The organism is Alkalibacterium sp. m-11 (genome assembly GCF_054658155.1).
In genome coordinates this window covers 1-21113 of sequence record NZ_BAAGIR010000032.1, presented here as the reverse complement: position 1 = coordinate 21113, position 21113 = coordinate 1, and the positions used below count along the sequence as shown (strand labels likewise).

Annotated in this window: 17 protein-coding genes; 12 read left to right on the top strand and 5 right to left on the bottom strand. The window is 43.3% G+C overall.

Annotated elements, in window-relative coordinates; genetic code table 11:
* Positions 1–456: 456 nt before the first annotated feature.
* From ACYQ2O_RS05255 to ACYQ2O_RS05240, 4 genes are all read left to right on the top strand, one after another.
* A complete protein-coding gene (locus ACYQ2O_RS05255) occupies positions 457–735 on the top strand; it encodes a bacteriocin immunity protein (protein ID WP_459796143.1) in 279 nt (92 codons plus the stop codon).
* A 184-nt stretch (positions 736–919) separates the two neighbouring features.
* Positions 920–1906 (top strand): aldo/keto reductase, encoded by a 987-nt coding sequence (locus ACYQ2O_RS05250; protein WP_459770074.1) that lies wholly within the window; start codon positions 920–922, stop codon positions 1904–1906.
* A 195-nt stretch (positions 1907–2101) separates the two neighbouring features.
* Positions 2102–2305 (top strand): helix-turn-helix transcriptional regulator, encoded by a 204-nt coding sequence (locus tag ACYQ2O_RS05245; protein ID WP_459770072.1) that lies wholly within the window; start codon positions 2102–2104, stop codon positions 2303–2305.
* Positions 2306–2737, top strand: a complete 432-nt coding sequence (locus tag ACYQ2O_RS05240) for a hypothetical protein (RefSeq protein WP_459770070.1) — start codon at positions 2306–2308, stop codon at positions 2735–2737. It abuts the gene before it with no gap.
* 123 nt (positions 2738–2860) lie between these two features.
* Here the strand turns inward: ACYQ2O_RS05240 and ACYQ2O_RS05235 are convergent, their stop codons facing one another.
* Positions 2861–3553, bottom strand: coding sequence for an Ltp family lipoprotein (locus ACYQ2O_RS05235; RefSeq protein ID WP_459796142.1), 693 nt, complete (start codon positions 3551–3553; stop codon positions 2861–2863).
* A 388-nt stretch (positions 3554–3941) separates the two neighbouring features.
* On the bottom strand, positions 3942–5561 hold the full coding sequence (locus ACYQ2O_RS05230) for a glutathione ABC transporter substrate-binding protein (RefSeq protein ID WP_459796141.1): 1620 nt from the start codon (positions 5559–5561) through the stop codon (positions 3942–3944).
* A 397-nt stretch (positions 5562–5958) separates the two neighbouring features.
* On the opposite strand from ACYQ2O_RS05230, the gene ACYQ2O_RS05225 reads away from it, so the two are divergent.
* The 8 genes from ACYQ2O_RS05225 (at position 5959) to ACYQ2O_RS05190 (ending at position 16770) form a co-directional block, all read left to right on the top strand.
* On the top strand, positions 5959–6861 hold the full coding sequence (locus tag ACYQ2O_RS05225) for an ABC transporter permease (RefSeq protein WP_346025530.1): 903 nt from the start codon (positions 5959–5961) through the stop codon (positions 6859–6861).
* 16 nt (positions 6862–6877) lie between these two features.
* On the top strand, positions 6878–7798 hold the full coding sequence (locus tag ACYQ2O_RS05220; protein ID WP_459796140.1) for an ABC transporter permease: 921 nt from the start codon (positions 6878–6880) through the stop codon (positions 7796–7798).
* A gap of 82 nt (positions 7799–7880) precedes the next feature.
* Entirely contained in the window at positions 7881–9608 is a 1728-nt protein-coding gene (locus ACYQ2O_RS05215; RefSeq protein ID WP_346025532.1) for an ABC transporter ATP-binding protein, read from the top strand.
* 243 nt (positions 9609–9851) lie between these two features.
* The gene (locus ACYQ2O_RS05210; protein ID WP_346025533.1) at positions 9852–12230 is read left to right on the top strand and encodes a phosphoketolase family protein; all 2379 of its coding nucleotides are present in this window, start codon (positions 9852–9854) and stop codon (positions 12228–12230) included.
* A gap of 254 nt (positions 12231–12484) precedes the next feature.
* Positions 12485–13483 (top strand): ribose-phosphate diphosphokinase, encoded by a 999-nt coding sequence (locus ACYQ2O_RS05205; RefSeq protein ID WP_346025534.1) that lies wholly within the window; start codon positions 12485–12487, stop codon positions 13481–13483.
* Between the two features lie 249 nt (positions 13484–13732).
* Positions 13733–14152 carry an Hsp20/alpha crystallin family protein gene (locus tag ACYQ2O_RS05200; protein ID WP_346025535.1) on the top strand — a complete coding sequence of 140 codons (420 nt, stop codon included), beginning with the start codon at positions 13733–13735 and terminating at the stop codon, positions 14150–14152.
* 138 nt (positions 14153–14290) lie between these two features.
* Positions 14291–15226 (top strand): cysteine synthase A, encoded by a 936-nt coding sequence (gene cysK, locus ACYQ2O_RS05195; RefSeq protein ID WP_346025536.1) that lies wholly within the window; start codon positions 14291–14293, stop codon positions 15224–15226.
* A gap of 212 nt (positions 15227–15438) precedes the next feature.
* Complete coding sequence (locus ACYQ2O_RS05190; RefSeq protein ID WP_425549070.1) at positions 15439–16770, top strand: IS91 family transposase; 1332 nt, start codon at positions 15439–15441, stop codon at positions 16768–16770.
* A gap of 233 nt (positions 16771–17003) precedes the next feature.
* On the opposite strand, the gene ACYQ2O_RS05185 is transcribed toward ACYQ2O_RS05190, so the two are convergent.
* The 3 genes from ACYQ2O_RS05185 to ACYQ2O_RS05175 all read right to left on the bottom strand — a co-directional run bounded on the left by ACYQ2O_RS05185 (position 17004) and on the right by ACYQ2O_RS05175 (position 20733).
* Positions 17004–17702, bottom strand: coding sequence for a PspA/IM30 family protein (locus ACYQ2O_RS05185; RefSeq protein WP_459771306.1), 699 nt, complete (start codon positions 17700–17702; stop codon positions 17004–17006).
* A gap of 30 nt (positions 17703–17732) precedes the next feature.
* Positions 17733–18800 (bottom strand): hypothetical protein, encoded by a 1068-nt coding sequence (locus ACYQ2O_RS05180; protein ID WP_346025538.1) that lies wholly within the window; start codon positions 18798–18800, stop codon positions 17733–17735.
* Positions 18801–19104: 304 nt separating this feature from the next.
* A complete protein-coding gene (locus ACYQ2O_RS05175) occupies positions 19105–20733 on the bottom strand; it encodes an ABC-F family ATP-binding cassette domain-containing protein (RefSeq protein WP_459796139.1) in 1629 nt (542 codons plus the stop codon).
* Positions 20734–21113: the final 380 nt, after the last annotated feature.

Below are 21113 nucleotides of genomic sequence, written 5' to 3'. Positions count from 1 at the left end.
AGTCCGAAGAGAAAGGAGCATACGCTCCCAATGCTCTTCGGACTTTTTTTAGTAACTATTGTAGAAGACAATCCGCTGGTCTAAACTGACAAACGTGCTGGAATAAACAGATTCTGTCGCTTAATTGACCCATTTTCTTAAAAAAAACTGCCGGAATAAAGTGACATTTACTGGCTGGATTATTTTGCTTTTCTACAAGTGAGTGGGTTCTAAGAAGCGTCTTGCGACCAACTCGAGATGAAAAGAGCCAGTGAGTAGGTTCTAAGAAGCGTCTTACGACCAACTCGAGATGAACAGAGCCGGTGAGTGGGTTCTAAGAAGAATCTTACGACCAACTCGAGATGAACAGAGCCGGTGAGTGGGTTCCAAGAACCATCTTATGACAAATTCGCTCCGATAAGCGGCAATTAGCTCGGACTATCAAAGTTTTAAAATAAAAAAGGGGTATTAGACAGAATGGCTAAAAAAGATAATGTAGAAAAAATCATTGATGCAATGAGTGTCGCTTATTCTGATCCAGAAGTAAAAAAAGATAGTCATATGCATGAAGTGTTGTTTCATTCTGCGAAACAATTAACGTCTGGTAATGACTATCCTCCTATATGTATCCGTCTTAAAAGAGAAATTTCATTCTTTTCAATAAGAAACAATTTAACAACTCCTGAGTCTTTAAACAATTTATATGATTTAATACAAACTGTGCACATTACCTCTAAAATCCATATTCCTTTCTAGGTCCGATTTTTCCATTGATGGACTTGGGAAATAATAAAAAACAACTATATCAAAATGACTAAATCGATTTGTGTAAGTTACTCTTGAATAAAATGATAACGGATTCAATATAATTGAGCTATTACACAAATAGTGATAAAGTTTGATGGAAAGATGCTATTATAACAAGTCAGGGAGGAAAAGCATGATGGAATACACCTATTTAGGACGAACAGGACTGAAAGTCAGCAGGCTTTGTCTGGGTACAATGAATTTCGGGCCGTATACAAGTGAGCAGGATGCCTACGACATAATGAACAGAGCACTTGATGCTGGAATCAACTTCTTTGATACGGCTAATATTTACGGTGGTAGTGGGAATCGAGGGCAGACTGAAGAGATTATCGGCCGCTGGTTTGCACAGGGTGGTGGAAGACGGGAAAAAGTCGTTCTGGCAACTAAAGTATATGGCGATATGGAAGATGAAACAGATGGCCCCAATCAGAAAGGCGGACTTTCAGCCTATAAAATACGACGTCACTTGGATCACTCACTCAAAAGACTACAGACGGATCATGTGGAGCTTTATCAGATGCACCATATTGAACGGCATGCGCCTTGGGAAGAAATATGGGGCGTGTTCGAGTCGTTAGTCAATCAGGGAAAAACGTATTATATTGGGGCAAGTAATTTTGCAGGATATCATCTAGCACTCGCTCAAGCGGAAGCTGAGAAGCGTCATTTTCTTGGTCTCGTATCCGAGCAGCATAAATATAACCTCCTGTGCAGGCTGCCTGAACTTGAAGTTCTTCCTGCTGCAGAAGATCTGGGCATTGGAGTTATCCCATGGAGTCCGCTTGGCGGTGGATTACTTAGCGGCAAGATTCTTGATCCGGAACCTGGTTCAAGAAGTGAGCAGCGTGCAGCTAACCTTACTGAGCATGAACGAAATCAACTAGAAGCATACTCTAAGTTATGTGCGGAACTGGGCGAATCTGAACCAAATGTCGCATTGGCATGGCTGTTAGCTAATCCGGCTGTCACAGCCCCAATTATAGGTCCTAGAACAATGGATCAGTTGGAACAAGCACTCAAAGCAGTCGAAATCAATCTGTCAGAAGATGTGATGGACGAACTGGACAGAATCTTCCCAGGTCCCGGAGGCAGAGCACCTGAAGCCTACGCATGGTAAAAAACTAATAATAAAAGGTATAACAGACATCCATTCTTTAGTAATAAAAGGAAGATGTCTGTTTTTTTATACGTTAGGTTAAGCTTTATAGCTGTTTTTTAAATAATAGCAATAAAATCTTTTAAGAATGGAATATATGTTACACTAAAAATGTAATGTATATATTCCATTTTGATGCAGGAGAGGATCAAGAGGTTGAACAATAAAGTCAGGACAGTGCGTATAGAAAAAAGACTCACACAGTTGGAGCTGGCAGAGAAGACTGGCGTGACTAGACAAACAATCAGCTTGATTGAGAAAGGGAAGTACAATCCAACCTTGAGGCTGTGTCTGGATATCTGCTATGCGTTAGATAAAACGTTAGATGAGGTATTCTGGAGAGAGAAGGAGAGTCAGTAAATGAAGAAAATAAAAGACGAGCGCTTAAAGTTACAGTATTTAAAAATTATTCGAATAGTTTGCATCATACAGACTCTAGGTATTATAGGCATATTAGGTTATGAAATAGCTGCAGTAGGATACAGTGAAGCGAGACAGAATCCTTTGTGGCTGCTGATGATCATCACCGGAACGGTTTATGCGTATCTTCAAACCGGCATCAGTGTGGACCAGGAAACGAAACGCATCAATTCCAGAAAAAGTTTGCTTATATCTATAAGCATCACTACTTTGATATCAATCGTTTTAGGTCTGGCTAACGCTTTGTCTGAAGGTGGGACAGCTGGGATGGGTCTTGTGCTCGGACTGATAGTATTTACATGTGGCTTGATCCCATCGTACTATATCTACCATCTGCGTAAAGAGCAGGAAGAAGATGGCGGTTTAGATTAATTGAATTAAAGAGTTCATATGCAGAATCCTAGATCCATAAAAACTCCCTGACCAGTTGCCTACCTGCTCAGGGAGTTTTAGTGCTGTTATCTCATATCGTTTTGCCTCACATCACTAAACGGATTAAGGCAGATTATCTATCGCGTACTGTGCCTGATCTGCAGTATAGCCTTCATAAATCAGCTGGTCATATAACCCCTGGTTTGAAAAAGACATGAAGTCCAGGTAATTTATAGCACTTTGGAGCGCATTTTCACTCCAGTTGGTTTCTACAGTATCTACTGCATATTGAGCAGCATCTTCAGGGTAGCCTTCGAATATCAGCTGATCGTAAAGGCCTGTTTTTGAAAAGCTGGTAAAGTCCAGATAGCTGTTAGCCGACCCCAAAGCATTTCTGAATTCTCTGGATACTTCTCCTTCAGGTTCAGCTGGTTCGCTGACATCTTCTTCAGCCGGTTCATCACTGGCAAGTTCTTCAGGTTCTTCTTCCGTTTCTTCCTGTGTTTCTGTGATGATAGTCTCTTCTTCTTCAGGCTCCTCAACGGTGTCTTCTACGATTTCTTCGCTGTCCTGATCTGATACTTCTTCGTTTTCCTCCTGAGCTTCAGCCAGAGCTGTTTCCAGATCTTCTATATCTTCTTGCGCATCAAGCAGGTCGGATTCCAGAGACTCGATCTGGTGATTCGCTGCTTCCAGGTCGGACTCCAGCTCTGAAATAATCTCTTCATGTGTGTTGTCCTCTGATGATTCTACTTCTTCGCCGCAGCTTGCGAGAAACAGTGCGCTGAAACTCAATAGGGTAAGTATTTTTCTCATATTTTCCTCCTTTGGTTCTAAAGTGATAGCGATGAGAGGCTGTCATGATGGTTCACGTCTGAGTGGGGGATAGGGTGTGTTCGAATAAGAAGTTTCCGGTAAAGTCGGTTTGAAATAGAAGAAAAAAAGGTGGATGGCTAACTGGCTAAAAAATGAAAGCAACAAAATATAAAGCGTTTACATAATGTTAAGTCATTATAACATATTAACACAATAATATTAAAGGCTAACCTCAGTGGATTAATGACTTTTACTGATTCTTTTACTGATTGGATGCTGATCCATGTCGGAAGTAATTCATTCAGTCGATGAGAAAAAAGCGCCACAGATGTCTGAGCAGGACATCTGTGGCGCTTCTTGCTATTCATTATAGAAGAGAATGGTAATGTTACTGGTTCAATGACACATCTCTCAGCATCAAGATACCTGTTGGATGCTGCCATAGTCCCTCTACATCATCACTTACAGCCAGAAGGAATTCCTGGTGGTGGATGTAAATCATAGGCGCTTCATCTACAAGAATTTCTTGAGCTCTGCTGTAAAGGTCAAGACGTTCGTCTTCGTCAGAGCTTTGGCGTGCTTCTTCAAGTACTGAATCCAGTTCATCAGTAGCGAAGAATGTACGGTTACCCGCTTCACCGAAGTTGTCAGAGTGGAACAGTGGATACAGACCGTAGTCTGCATCACCAGTTACTGTTGACCATCCTAGGATGAACATGTCGTGTTCGCCGGCAGCTGTATCTTCAAGATACGCACCCCATTCAACAATCTCGATTTCAACGTCGATGCCGATTTCTTCAAGTTGTGCTTGTACTGCTGTAGCCGTATCAATACGATCCTGGTTATCATTTGTCCAAAGTGTTGTGGAGAAGCCATCTTCGTAACCTGCTTCAGCAAGTAGTTCACGTGCTTCTTCGACATTGTACTCAAGACCAGATATATTTTCGTCATGCCCAAAGACATCTGGAGCTAACGGGCTCTCTGCAGGAATTCCTACACCATCGTAGATTCCGTTAATGATCGTATCTTTATCAATGGCTTTAGAAATAGCCTGACGTACCAATGGATCATCGAATGGCTCTTTTTGAGTATTGAATCCGATGTATGATAGACCAACAGATGGTTGACTGTTGACAGACATGCCGTCAGTACCTTCTACACGACTAACATCAGACGGGCTGAGTGGGTCTGAGATGTGGATCGCACCTGTTTCAAGGTCAGCTAGACGAGTGGATCCCTCAGGAACGACTCGGAAAGTGATGGAATCCAGTGCTGGTGCACCACCCCAGTAATCGTCGTTTCTGTTAAGAACGATTTCGTCACCTGGAGTCCAGCTTTCGAATACAAATGGTCCGGTACCGACAGGGTTTTCATTGATGACACTTCCTGGTTCAGAGCCGTTCTCAATTGCTTCGTAGTCTGCTGCGATGACTTCTGCTGACATCATTCCTCCACCATTGTGAGCAATATGTGCTGGAAGTGGGGAGAATGGATACTCGGTCACAAACTCGACAGTATAATCATCGACAACATTAATTTCCTCTACCATTTCGTACAAGAACGCACGAGGAGAAGCAATATCCTCATCAAGAATACGTTCGAAGTTGGCTTGAACAACATCAGCGTTGAATTCAGAACCATCATGGAAGGTAACATCTTCACGTAGTGTGAACTGCCATGTTAAGTCATCGACCATTTCCCATTCTGTTGCTAATCCAGGTTGAAGCTCCATATTCTCATCTTGAATCAGTAAAGCTTCGTAAATATTGTAAGCAACGTTACTTGAAGGAGTATCATTTGAACCATGTGGGTCAAGAGAAACAGCATCAGATAGTTGACCAATAACTAAATCTCCACCCTGAGCACCTTCAGTATCAGTCCCAGTTTCTTCTCCGGGATCAGTTCCACCGTCGACCGGATCACTATCATCTGTACCACAAGCAGCAAGTAAAAGCGCTGCAGCAGTTAATGATGTGAAAAATAACGATCGTTTATTCATTTTTCTCATTATTAATGCACTCTCCTTTTATCGTGTAACATTTGTAAAGTGAAATATAAGTTATACTATATCGAAGAACTGTTTAAAGGTCAAGTTATTTATTAATATTTTAGAATGTCTTTTTAACCTTATTTTAATTTAAAGGGCAGATCCACCCTATCTTCCATTAGAGAATAAGAAAAAGAATTAAGTTAAGATTACATAAAATATAATTACACTAATACTTTGATGGGCATTTACTAATCTATTGATTCAAATTAAGTTGCAAAAAAGGGAGTGATATGTAAAAATAGATAAAAATGATTATGTTATAATTTCGAAAGTCGTCATTCTTTATTCACTTTTCATGCTGTTAATGAATAAAGAATCGCGTCTTTTATACGTAGAATAGAAAGGAACAGGTATTATGCAGGAAGAAGTAAATTTAAACACCGGAAGTCCAAGTGGACAGGAGCCCGTTAATCACAATATTGTAAGGTTTCAGGATTTCTGGAAGAAGTTTTACCGTAACAAATCAGCACTTATTGGAGGAACGCTGATCATATTGCTTATTTTAACTGCTTTAATAGGTCCGTATTTAACACCATACGGCCCTAACGCTCAAAACTATGACGCCCGACTTGTTGGTCCTTCCTTGGAGCACTGGTTCGGAACAGACCATCACGGGAGAGATATCTTCAGCCGAATTATACACGGTATGAGTATCACATTGCGAGTAGGATTTTCATCTGTTCTGATTGGGATGACTATTGGAGTAGCGTTTGGAGTTGTCTCCGGTTACTTTGGAGGCTGGGTCGATACTATAATCATGCGATTTATGGATATTCTATTAGCCTTTCCGGGAATCCTTCTGGCGCTTGCTATTGTCAGTGTCTTAGGTGGCGGAATGAATAACGTTATTATATCTGTAGCGATTTTCTCAATTCCCGTGTTTGCCCGTATTTCGAGAGGGTCTACATTGGAAGTTCGAGAGCTGGAATATATCGAGGCTGTAAAAGCTTTAGGTGCAAGTGATTTTAGAATTATCGTTTTACATGTCCTTCCTAATATACTTTCACCAATTATTGTTCAGGCAACTTTAAATATCGCAACATCTGTCTTGACTGCTAGTGGCCTATCCTTCTTAGGAATGGGTGCACAGCCACCAACACCTGAATGGGGTGCAATGCTAAGTGATGGACGTAATCACATGTGGGATGCGCCACATGTATCTACAATTCCAGGGCTGGCTATCGTAGTTGTTGTCTTGGCTTTCAACATTTTTGGCGATGGACTTAGAGACGCGCTGGATCCGAAATCGAAAAACTAGAAAAGAGGGAATTATTGTGTTGAAATTTTTAGGTAGACGACTGATACAGACTATCCCCGTATTGATTGGTGTGACTGTGTTGACGTTCAGTATGATGCTTCTGATACCCGGTGACCCGGCTCAGATTATGGCGGGGGAGAGTGCATCTCCTGCACAGCTTGAAGCAGCGAGAGAACGACTGGGTTTAAATGATCCCATTCCAGTCCAGTACTATAATTATGTAAGTGGCGTAGTTAGAGGGGATTTAGGCAACTCGATTCGTAGTGGACGAGCTGTATCTACTGAAGTCTTCGGAAGAATGGCTCCAACGGTAGAGCTGGCATTTTATAGTACATTATTATCGGTATTTATCGGGCTGACTGCAGGGGTCGTGTCAGCTGTCCGGCGGTATACATTTATCGACTCCACACTCATGTTCGGGGCACTTTTTGGTTTATCCATGCCTAATTTCTGGTTAGGACTCATGCTCATACAATGGCTGGTCATTGGGACAGGCTGGTTCCAAGCTTCAGGTTGGGGTACCCCTCAGCAGATGATTCTACCTGTCATAACTTTAGGGACGGCCGGCTCAGCTATTATTGCAAGAATGACGCGTTCAAGTATGCTTGAGGTTATTGAGCAGGATTACATTCAAACGGCACGCGCAAAAGGAGTCAGTGAGAAAAAAGTTATTTACAAGCATGCCTTGCGTAACGCAATGGTACCCGTAGTAACTGTCGTCGGCCTGCAATTTGGATCTCTTCTTGGAGGGGCGGTTATTACAGAAACAGTATTTGCAATCAATGGGTTGGGACGACTGATCATTAACTCGATTCGAGCTAGAGATTTTCCGGTTGTTCAAGGAGGAGTATTGGTCTTTGCCTTCCTGTTTGTTTTTGTCAATATTATGGTCGATGTCATCTATCGATTGCTCAATAAACGAATTGACCTGAACTAAGAGTAAACGAGAGAGTAATAATAGGCAGGCTTAGAGCTTGTCTTCATGAGTATAGATTGTGTATTCGAGAGGATGAATGAAAGTGCAAGATAAATTACTTCACGTAGAAAATTTGAACATATCGTTTTCTACAGGGGACACCCTTCTGGAAGTGGTATCCGATGTATCCTTTGACATCGACCACGGTCAGACAATTGGGATCGTTGGCGAATCCGGGAGTGGGAAAAGTGTTTCTGCTCGAGCTATTATGCAGCTTCTAGGAAATAATGCAGTGGTCGGATCAGAAAGTATCATTACCTTTAATGGAGAAGATATATTAAGTAAATCAGAAAAAGAAATGAGAAAAATACGTGGAAATGACATCGGCATGATTTTCCAGGACCCGATGACTTCACTGAACCCTACAATGAAAGTAGGAAAGCAGATTTCCGAAACGATTCGTATTCATGAAAATGCATCGAAAAAAGAGGCAGCTGCTAGAGCGAAGGAAATTATGCGTCTAGTAGGGATCCCGAATGTTGACGAACGATTTGATCAGTATCCCTTTGAATTTTCAGGGGGAATGAGACAGCGGATCATCATTGCCATTGCATTGGCATGTAGCCCGAAACTGCTGATTGCGGATGAACCAACGACGGCTTTGGATGTAACGATTCAGGCTCAGATTCTGGACCTGCTTAAAGATATTCAAGAAAAAACCGGGACATCCATACTGCTAATCACACACGATTTTGGTGTAGTAGCCAATATGTGTGAAAAAATCGTAGTTATGAATAAAGGAAAAGTAGTTGAAAGTGGAACGACTAGTGAAATATTTACGTCTCCTAAAGAAGAGTATACAAAGAAACTTCTGGCTGCTATTCCTAACCTGCATGAGGAAAAATCACCTGAATCAAAAGAGAAGCTGGTTCAAATATACTCCGGCACGCGTGAAAAATTGTTGGAAGTCAATAAACTGGCTAAGCATTTTCCTATAGGGAGAAAGAATACTTTAAAAGCTGTTGATAGCATTTCGTTTGATATCTATAAAGGTGAAACTCTTGGTCTGGTAGGTGAATCCGGATCAGGGAAATCGACGACCGGTCGCACACTCCTTCGTCTTCATGAAGCAACAAGTGGTGAAACAATTTTTGAAGGCAGTGATTTAAATACCTTTAAGAAAAAACAGATGAAAGAAATGAGAAAGAAAGTCCAGTTTGTTTTCCAAGACCCATACTCTTCACTCAATCCACGTAAAACAGTAGAGGATATTATTGGAGAAGCGTTGGATATTCATAAACTGGCAGCGAATAAGAAACTGCGTAGAGAACGTGTTGAAGAGTTGCTGACTTTAGTCGGTCTGGACACATCCTTTGCAAAGCGTTTCCCTCATGAATTCTCAGGGGGGCAGCGTCAACGTATCGGAATCGCAAGAGCACTTGCTGTCGAACCAGAATTTATTGTGCTGGATGAACCGTTATCTGCTTTGGATGCATCCGTCCAATTGACAATAGTGGATCTTCTGGAAGAGCTGCAGCGCAAACTGAATCTGACTTATCTATTTATTGCTCACGATCTGGCGACTGTTAAAAAGTTGTCTGACCGGGTAGCTGTGATGTATAAAGGTCAAATTGTCGAGCTGACTGATTCAGAAGAACTGTTTACAAATCCGATGCACAATTACACAAGAAAGTTGCTGTCTGCTATACCGGTGCCTGATCCGCACTATACGGCCACGGATGCATCGTTTGCACATGATGATTCGGTAGAAATATCTCTAGAAGGCCAGACATTACAAGAAGTGAAAGCAAATCACTGGGTTATGCAGTAGATAAGAATAATCATAAAAACATGAACATGCTCTTTTTAGTCAGAAGACTAATTAAGGGCATGTTTTTATTTATAGAAAATGATGCATTTTAGTTCTAGTCCAGCTTCATTGTTTACCGGTTAGTTAACTGGATTAGTATTCAAAGGGCTATTCGTAGAGGCTTCGGAGTAGGGTATGCTAAAGTTAAGTAAGACGAAACAAATAATTACCTTAGTCTATAGAATCAGGAAAGGAGCCTTTTTAATGAGTGAAGTCAATTACTCTTCTGAAGATTATCTGAATAAAGTGGATGCCTGGTGGCGGGCGGCGAATTATCTATCGATCGGACAGATTTATCTGAAAGACAATCCTCTGCTCAAGCGTCCCTTAAAAAAAGAGGACATCAAAATCAATCCAATCGGGCATTGGGGGACTGTTCCAGGACAGAACTTTGTTTATGCCCACTTGAACAGAGTCATCAATAAGTACGATCTGAACATGTTCTTCATTGAAGGACCAGGTCACGGCGGTCAAGTCATGGTGTCAAATGCCTATTTAGATGGGAGTTACTCGGAAGTCTATCCAGATATAACGACAGATGAAGAGGGTATGGCAAAACTCTTTCAGCAGTTCTCTTTCCCGGGAGGAATCGGCTCTCATGCGGCTCCAGAAACACCGGGATCCATTCACGAAGGTGGAGAGCTCGGTTACGCCCTGTCTCACGCGACAGGTGCTGTACTGGATCATCCCGATCTGATTGCAGCAGTCACTATTGGTGACGGTGAAGCTGAAACTGGTGCATTGGCTACCTCCTGGTTTTCAAATGTGTTCATCAATCCCGTAACTGACGGTGCAGTCCTGCCCGTCCTGCATTTGAATGACTACAAAATTGCAAATCCGACGATTCTTTCACGCAAGTCAGATGAAGAACTGACAAAGTACTTTGAAGGACTCGGCTGGACTCCTTTATTTGTCGAAGGAGACGATCCCGACAACATGCATCCGAAAATGGCTGACACATTGGATCAGGCGATCGAACAGATCCAGTCTATTCAAAAAAACGCGCGTCAAAAGTCGGCAGAAGATACTGAGATGCCGCACTGGCCGGTAGTTATTCTCCGCAGTCCAAAAGGATGGACGGGACCTGAAGAATGGGACGGGGAGCCGGTTGAAGGGACATTCCGATCGCATCAGGTGCCGATCCCTGCAGAGCAAGGCAGCATGGAATACAGCGAAGCGTTAACTGACTGGATGACCGCTTACCGACCAGAAGAGCTCTTTGACGAAGAGGGCAAATTGATCGAAGAGTTGAAAGCTATCGCACCAAAAGGAAACAAACGGATGGGAGCCAATCCTGTAACCAATGGAGGCATCGATCCCAAACCACTGAAGCTCCCTGACTGGCACAGACATGCACTTGAAATTTCTACTCCTGGAGCTGAAAAGGAAAAGGATATGATGGTGTTCGGTCGATTTGCCCGTGACATTATTGATTTAAATCCAGATAATTTCCGGATAATCAGTACCGATGAACTGAAGTCCAATCGGCTGAATGAAGTCCTGGAGACGACAGATCGCCAGTGGATGGAAGATATCGATGAACCGGAAGACGAAGCGCAGTCAAGTACTGGGCGTGTGATCGATTCACAGTTGTCCGAACACCAGGCTGAAGGCTGGATGGAAGGTTATGTCCTGACAGGCCGCCATGGGTTCTTTGTCAGTTATGAAGGCTTTCTGCGCATTGTCGATTCGATGCTGACGCAGCATTTTAAATGGATACGAAAAGCTGACGAACAGAAGTGGCGCCGCAAGTATCCGTCACTGAACATCATTGCGTCATCATCAGTTTTCCAGCAGGATCATAATGGCTATACGCACCAGGATCCTGGCATCAGCACGCATCTGGCCGACAAGAAGCGCGAGTACATCAGAGCGTACTTCCCGGCTGACGCCAATTCACTGATGGCTGTCATGAATAGAGTCTTGACCTCGACACAGAAAGTGAACCTCATTGTGTCAAGCAAGCATCCGCGTCCGCAGTTCTATTCAGCGGAAGAAGCAGAAGAGCTGATCGACAAAGGACTTAAAGTGATCGACTGGGCAAGTGTTAATGACTCAGACGACCCGGATATCGTCATCGCCGCTGCCGGAACAGAACCGAATTTGGAAGCTCTGGCCGCGATATCGATCCTTCACAAAGCCTATCCTGATTTGAGTGTTAGATTCATCAACGTGGTGGACCTGTTAAAACTGGCCAGCCAGAAAAAGGATTCACGTGGCTTGAGTGATGAAGCCTTTAATAAGTTGTTTACTAAGGATAAACCTGTTCTCTTCGCTTTCCATGGGTATGAAGGGTTAATAAGAGGCTTGTTTTTCGATAGAGAAAACAGACAGCTGATCACTCATGGCTACCGGGAAAATGGGGACGTGACGACGCCATTCGATATGCGAGTAGTCAATGAACTCGACCGTTTCCATCTGGCTAAAGACGCTGCCCACGCAGTATACGGTGAACAGGCTGCAGAATTTGAAAACGAGATGGACCGGCTGCTGGACAAGCACCATCATTACATTCGGGAACACGGCGATGATATGCCTGAAGTGACCGAATGGAAATGGGAGCCTTTGGATAGATTTAAGTGATTAATTCATGACTTTGATTTAAAAATCAACGTGTTTGGTCCTAGTGTAGCACATTTATCGTCAGCCTATAGAGTAGAGGGTGCATACCCATTATGGGCTCTTAAATCTCCTGTCCTGAATGGGTCCTGATCAATTCTAAGGAAGTGACCCAGCGAAAAACGATGGTATAATTTCCTTTCGCTAACGCTTGCATTTTTACATAAGTATGCTTAAATTAAGGTAAAGACGGGATCATCGAATGAGTGGAGGCTGTCATGGATAGAGAAATCAGACAATCTAATTTGAAGCTGTTTTCAATGAATTCCAATCGTCCCTTGGCTGAAGAAATTGCTGAGGAAATTGGAATGGAGCTGGGCAAAGCGGATATTACCCGGTTCGAAGATGGAGAAATACGGATCAACATAGAAGAAAGTGTGCGTGGAGCTGATGTGTATATCCTGCAGTCCACAAATGATCCGAGCAACGACTATATTATGGAAGTCCTGATCATGATCGACGCATTGAGACGGGCCAGCGCCAGAACGATCAATGTAATTATGCCTTATTACGGGTATGCCCGGCAGGACAGAAAGCCGGGGCTACGTGAAGCAATCACAGCTAAGGTAGTGGCGAATATGCTGACGATTGCCGGAGCCACACGGATGATTACCATGGACCTGCATGCACCTCAGATTCAGGGCTTTTTCGATATTCCAATGGATCATCTGTCCGCCATTGCAACGCTGGCGAACTATTTCCTTGACAGAGACTTCGGGGGAGAAGAGACCGTTGTTGTTTCACCAGATCATGCCGGAGTCTCTCGAGCCAGAGAAATGGCTGAGCTGCTTGACTCCCGGTTGGCGATTATCGACAAACGACTGGCAGATGAAGATATTGATGAAGAAATGCATGTAGTGGGTGACGTGTCAGGGTGCACCTGTATCTTATTCGATGATATCATGGACACGGCAAAAACTGTCACAAAAGCCTGCGAGTTACTCAAGGAAGCCGGTGCAAAAGACGTGTATGTCTGCGTGACACATCCTGTATTATCTGATAACGCCATCGATCGGATCGACCAATCGGGAATCAAAAAAGCGATCGTGACGAATACGATCGATATCAGAGAAAAAAGCAGCTGCGAACTGATAGAAGTCATCAGCATCGCTCCGATTTTAGGGGACGCGATCAGACGGATCCAGAGACACCAGTCGATCAAGCCACTTTTCGACAAGCATTATGTAGACAAACTTGAAAAGCGTCTTAATAACTGAATAGAGACAAGCATCCACTTCCAGTCCCATTAATCAGGTCTGGAAGTGGATTTTTTGGTAGAGGCCGAATATGAAGCCAGTATCTCAATGAAGCAGGTGCAAACGTCATTTGACAGTAATAGATTAACCGAAATCTGTTGAAACCCCATATGGAATCCAGTTTATTTCGTTTGCATTTTCAAAAGAAAAGAGTACACTATAGGTGAGGATAAGGGAAAGCATTAGTAACGAGAGAAAGGAGGGTCAGGGATGAGTGACTTATTCCCAACCAGAAGGGACTTCATGGATTTCGGCAGACGGTTTTTCGATGATGCGTTAGGGCAGAACTTCGGAGACTTCGGTCAGTTCAAGACGGATATCATTGAAAAAGATGAGGCATACGTTGTAGAAGCAGAATTACCGGGCATGTCAAAAGAAAACATTGAACTGGATTATAAAGACAACGTTCTGTCGATCACTGCTAAAAAAGAAACTGAATCAGATGAACGCGATGATGAACGTCAGTATATTAGAAGAGAGCGTTCCAGTCGTTCATTCAGTCGTCAATTTATCATTCAGGATATCGATGAAGACAACATCAGTGCACAGTTTGAGAAGGGGCTATTAACGATCACTTTGCCTAAGCAAAATCCGACACAGTCCAGATCTAAACGTATTGAAATCGAATAGACTTATTACATCTTCCGACCGCTGAACTCATTACAGGCGGTCGGAGATTTCTTTGTCTTCTGTCTGATACCATTTTCTTGTATAAATAGCTGATACATACTAAACTGTAAATAAACTAACAATTGAGGAAGTGTAAACGTGAAAATAGCCCAATCCATTACAGAATTGATCGGTCAGACACCATTATTGAAACTGAACCGTCTGGTACCGGATGATTATGCAGATGTTTATGTAAAAATCGAGATGCGTAATGCAGGAGGAAGTGTGAAAGACCGCATTGCCTTGAACATGATTGAAGAGGCAGAGAAAGAGGGTCTTCTGAAAGAAGGCGATACGATTGTTGAAGCGACCAGTGGAAATACAGGTGTCGGTCTGGCGATGATCGCTGCGGCTAAAGGGTACAAGGCAGTGTTTGTCATGCCGGATACGTTAAGCGTGGAAAGACGTTCCCTGATGAAAGCTTACGGTGCGGAACTTGAACTGACGCCTGGAGATGATGGCATGCCGGGAGCCATGGACAGGGCGCAGACGCTGGCCGAACAGGATAATTACTTCATGCCGTCTCAGTTTAAGAATCCGGCAAATCCTGCTGTTCATATTCAGACAACGGGTCCTGAAATCATCGAAGCACTTGAAGGAAAGACTCCGGATGCTTTTGTAGTAGGGGTCGGAACTGGTGGAACACTGACTGGAGCAGGAAAAGTGATGAAACTGCATAATCCTGCTGCTCAAATCATTGCGGTCGAACCGCATGAATCAGCGGTATTAAGTGGAAGAGAAAAAGGGAAGCACAAAATCCAAGGGATAGGGGCAGGTTTCATTCCGGACATCCTTGAACGGGATCTGATTGATGAAATCGTGACCGTTACAAGTGAAGAAGCTATCGACATGACGCGTGAAGTGGCCCGGAAAGAAGGGCTACTGGTTGGTATTTCGTCAGGAGCCAACATTGCGGCAGCTATTCGAGTGGCAAAACAGCTGGGCAAAGGGAAAACGGTCGTGACTGTCGCCCCGGATACCGGTGAACGTTATCTTTCTACTCCAGTATTCTCGATTGAAGAAGAGGGCGAGTAGGTCAAAACAGTCAATGCAGCTGACTCAAATAAGTAAACAGCCGTGTACCGGAAGGACTGTACGTCCAAATCGGTAAACGGCTGTTTTTTTGTCCTCGTATAGGAAAGTATAAGATTTTAATGTGGATAAGAGTTGACGTGACAAGGATAGTTTGGGTACAGTGAAACTATATTAAACGGTAAAGGTTTGATTATATGAAAGATAAACTTCGTATTCATATGGATCAACTAAAAGCAATCTTCCTTGATAATCACAATTGGGAAAGATTCAAAAAGAAACATAAGAAAAAGATTCGGCCAATCGTTATTAGAGAGGTAGAAAAGTTTTTGCACTGTGGCGATTTATTGAATGGTTTTCGCGTGTTTAAGTGCGAAGCTTGTCCTAACGTGCAGAGATTCCCTATTCGATGCAAGGGAAAGTTTTGTCCAACCTGTGCGGTTGGTGAAGCACAAAAGTGGGCAGAGGTTCAAGCAAACGATATGTATCACACCATGCATAGACATGTCATCCTAACAATAGATGAAGGGTTGCGTCCGATTTTCGCGCATCATCAGTATCGAGAAACTTTGTTAAAGGGATTGATGGATGAAGCCGCTAAGGTTGTCACAAACTGTTTTCGTAAACAAGAAGCTGGAGCTATCGTCGCTTTGCATACCTTCGGATCAAAGTTAGAATTCAATCCGCATGTCCATCTTTTAGTAACGATGGGTGGCATTACAAAAGATGGGAAATGGGAAGAGTATAATTTTTTACCCTTTGTAAAATTACGCAAGGTTTGGCAGACAGTGGTTTTAAAATTGATTCGACGCACATTGTCGCAACGAGCGAAAGCGAAAGTGCAACCCTTGCTTCAAGCTGCCTTCAAAAATAATCCGGACGGATTCTACATCCATGCGCCAAATCAAAGTCGAACAGATGTAAAAGCTACTCTAAGCTACATTGGTCGGTATATGAAGCGAGGACCAATCGCCTTACATCGCATAAAAATGTATGATGGAGAGCTTGTGGCCTTTGCTTATCAAGATAAGCGTGATGGCGAGTGGAAGATAGAAGAACTTTCTGTAGAGGATTTTATTGGACGATTGATTCGTCATATTCCCGATGACCAATTTAAAATGATTCGTCACTATGGCATCTATTCTCGTCGAACAAAGAAGGTCATGAAAAAAGTTGTTGAACATTTCCAAAAAGAGATAAAACGATTATTGATAAATGCGCAAAAGATAATAAAAGGAAAAAAGTGGCGAGAGCAAATAAAAGAAACCTTTGATAGGGATCCATTGGAATGTTCGGAATGCGGGAACTACTTAGAGTTCAGAGGGATAGCTGTGCGCAAAAACGGAAGTTTAGAAGTGGCATATGCGAACGATAAAGAAGCACACCAATACATACGACGGGAGATTGATAAAATTGAATCAAAGGCGTATAAAGTTAAGAAAAAAGAAGCAACGAGAGAAGCTATTAAGGAATATGGGTTCAGTTGGGACGCACTCGCAAAAGCAATCGAAAGAAAACAACATAGCATTTATCTGCCAGAAGTGTAAAGTAACAGAAAAAATACCAAAAGATGTCGTCAAACAATTAGATTTTATGGATAGTGGAGATCCGATGGATCCCCCACGATTCAGTTGCGAACAATGTGATGGTTCAATGGTCCCTTTGTATTATGAAGGGTTACAAGGAATCACTTATGACAATAGGCACCTCAAAAGAAAAAGCTAAGCGGGAACTAAAAGGGCTCGGGCTTTGCCCGAGCTTTTTTTAATTTAGTATAAAATTAGTCTTCATCTGAAGAAGACAGACCCATCTCTTTCTTCATGCGGGCAAGTTCATCTTCAACAGCTGCCGACCCTGATTCTGATGCATATTTTTCCTCAAGGATCGCTGCTTCGTCTTTATGTTCCTTATTCAAGTCAGCCATAGCGTTGGACTCGTCCAGACGGCGGCTGGCTTTTTCTTCCATCCGTTCAAAGGAGCTCATAGCACCTTTAGATTTTCCAGCAGATTCTGACGCTTTGTTCAGCTTGTCCTGAGTATCTGCAACGGACAGCTGAGCTTTTATCATAGCCCGACGCTGACGCATTTTTTCTATATCAGTGGCCAGTTTGTCATGCATCTGCCGCATCTTGGTTGCATTCTCATGTGCTTTTGCATAGGCATTAGTGAGTCCTGTACCAATATCTTCGAGTTCCTGCTTCTTGGTAAGAAAAACTCGTGCATCACCGTCGTTGCCTGCTTCCAAGGCTTTTCTAGCAAAGTTACCATACTTGGCTACTTCAGCTTCATTATCATCCACCAGACGTTTGGCTCGTGTTTCCTCTGCCATAACACTGGCTGTATTCTGCTTCACTTCTGCCAGATCGTCCATCATCTTACGCAAGTACTGGTCGATCATTTTTTCCGGATCTTCCATACGGTCCATCAGAGCATTGACGTTTGCACTGATAACATCTGAAAAGCGGTCTAAAATTGCCATGTTTTCATCCTCCTATAGTGATGGTGCATGTTAATAGTTATCCCAATTATCATCCTCGTACTTTTTAGATAGATCTTCAGCTTCTGAACGCCCGAATGTATCGATCGGTTTGTTCAGCATATCGTCTGTCCGTTTAGCTTCTTTTTCTTTGGCATCCTGACGTGACTTCCACCATTTATATAACACGTAAATCAAAACAACGAGCCCGAAAATACTCAGTACTGGGATCCATGGAGATGTCGTGACTTCCATGATCCGATCAGCTGCATCTCTGAAGGAGTTGCTGAAATATTCTTCATCAGTCAGGTTGCCATCAGCGTAGTATCTGTCCAGATAGTCGAGCAGGATGTCTCCAGCTTCTCTATCGATCACACTCCTAGCCTGAGAACCAACGACATAATAAGTCGTGTAGTCATTAGGCCGAGGTTCAAGGAAAACCAGCAGAAGGTGGGCTTCATCTGTAAATAATTCATCATATAAGTTATTTGCGTATGCTTCCACTTCATCCATTGAAGGTGATGTATTGCCGTCAATATCTCCAGTGATGTAGACATGAGGCTGGACACCCGTTTCATTGTAGAAATGGCGAAGTCCGTCGACCATACGGGTGTGATTCCCGATCCAGTCCAAGTTATCTGTATAGTAATCCGTTTCATTTACGGAACCTGAGGGCAAAGGCTCTCGCTCAACAGTGGACGTAGTGATACTACCTGATCCACCGTTTCCGCCAGTTCCAAAGTTCCCTACTGTAGACAGCAGGCTGAACATGATGAACAGGAATATCATGACGGTGAAAATACTGCCGCAGCCCATAAATCCACAGCCACCGCCACCTCGAGGGTATCTCCTTCGCCTGCCTAAACCGCCAAACATCCAGATCGGTCCCATGCGAGGCCCGTAATGTCTGGGTCGCCTATTGTAGCCGCCCCCGAAACCGCCACCGAAGCCTCCACCGCCTCGACCACTGCCACCGAAGCTTCCGCCGCCTCTACCGGCTCCACTGCTGCGTCCGCCACCGCCTCGACCACCGCCGAAACCACCGCCACGTCCACCGCCACTGAAGCCTCCGCCGCCACCACGGCCGCCTCCTCTTCCCATATGTATCCTTCCCTTCTTCGTGCATTATGCTATCCAAAATCTAGCACAACCGGAAACCGTTGTCAATTTTTACCATTGATACGAAGTGCCTTCTGAAGGTAGAAACTACATATGTTGAAGCACTTATTAATGGAGCATGACATATTCGTTTAAGTTGAAAAAACGGATCAGAATTTACTCAAGCTATAATTAAAAGCACCATTTAGTCAACTTCCTTTAAAGGCGGATAAAAAAAGCCGACCCAAGAGAATCAAGTCTCTTAAGTCGGCTGAATAAAATTTTTTAAACGTCAGTCAGGTCTGTCTTAGGCTTCGTATAAAGCAGCGACTTGTTTCTGAGCGTCTTTATTTTCAAGGAATTCATCATAAGTGGTTTCCGCACGGTCGACGACGCCATTTGGTGTCAGTTCGATGATGCGGTTGGCTATTGTCTGAATGAACTGGTGGTCATGTGAACCGAACAAGACAGACCCTTTGAAATCGATCAGTCCGTTGTTCAGCGACGTGATGGATTCCAGATCAAGGTGGTTTGTCGGGTCATCAAGTACCAGAACGTTCGCTTTGCTCAGCATAAGCTTGGACAGCATGCAGCGAACTTTTTCTCCACCGGACAGCACGTTGACTTTTTTAAGCACTTCTTCACCGGAGAAGAGCATGCGTCCCAGGAAGCTGCGCAGGAATGTGTTGTCGTTTTCCTCTTTGGAAGCATACTGACGTAGCCAGTCAAGAATAGTCATTGAGCTGTTGTTGAACTCACTTGACGAATCTTTTGGCAGGTAGGCCTGTGAAGTCGTGATCCCCCACTGGAATGATCCAGTATCAGGCTCCATTTCACCCATAATGATTTTGAATAAAGTTGTAATGGCGACATCGTTACGGCTGACAAATGCCACTTTGTCGTCACGGCCCAGATTGAAGGAGATGTTACTTAAGACTTGTTTTCCGTCAATTGTTTTAGACAGATTTTCTACACGAAGCAAGTCGTTTCCGATTTCACGCTCAGGCTTGAATCCGACAAACGGATAGCGGCGTGAAGACGGCTGAATGTCATCCAGCGTAATTTTATCCAGCATTTTTTTACGAGAGGTTGCCTGCTTGGATTTCGATGCATTGGCACTGAATCGTGCAATAAAGGCTTCAAGTTCTTTAATTTTCTCTTCTTTTTTGCTGTTCTGATCAGCCTGCAGCTTGGCAGCCAGCTGGCTTGATTCAAGCCAGAAATCGTAGTTTCCGACGAAGAGCTTGATTTTACCGAAGTCGACATCGACCATATGCGTACAGACCTTGTTCAGGAAGTGACGGTCGTGGGAAACGACGATAACAGTATTTTCAAAATTGATCAGGAATTCTTCCAGCCAGATAATGGACTGTGTATCGAGTCCGTTTGTCGGCTCATCTAAAAGCAGGACATCGGGCTGACCGAACAGAGCTTGAGCCAGGAGGACTTTCACTTTCTGTCCAGCTGTCAGTTCGCTCATTTTCTGGCTATGCAGATTTTCAGGAATACCCAGCCCCTGCAGCAGAGTAGTGGCTTCAGGTTCAGCTTCCCACCCGTTCAGTTCAGCAAATTCGCCTTCAAGTTCAGCCACTTTAATGCCGTCTTCGTCAGAGAAGTCCGGCTTCATGTAGATGTCGTTCTTTTCCTGAATAATAGCATAGAGACGTTCGTGTCCCATGATGACGGTGTCGATGACCGTATAGTCTTCGTAATCAAAGTGATTCTGCTTCAGAACAGCCATACGCTGGTCACTTGGCATAGAAACGTCACCAGTCGATGGAGACACTTCTCCGGATAAGATTTTAAGGAATGTCGACTTACCGGCACCGTTCGCACCGATCACACCATAGCAATTGTCGTTTGTGAATTTTAAATTGACGTCTTCAAACAGTTTTCTATCTGAAAAACGCAAGCTTACATCTGTTACTGTAATCATTAAATATTTGCCTCGTTTCTTTTGTGCTCTATATTCTCAATTAGTCATTAGGTTTTATTATACTTACTTTTTAGAAAAATGCACTGGTTTAAGGGATTATTATTTTCTTTCTGAAGAAAAAAGACAAAGCGAGTTCAAATTCTTCCTATATCATGGTTCGTGAATTATAATAAATAACGTTCCAGATTTAGTACGAATTAGTAATAATGGCTGAATCTGATAAAATAAGCAGACAGGTCGATGAATTAGACACTTTGAGACTCCCACGGCTAAAGCCGCAAGCCCGAACCTTTCGGTTTGACGGGTGGGATTCTTGAGTGCTTGTACGAACGCAGTCCATTTCTGTTTTGTTCAAGCCTCAAGGTGAGGGCATCTCATTG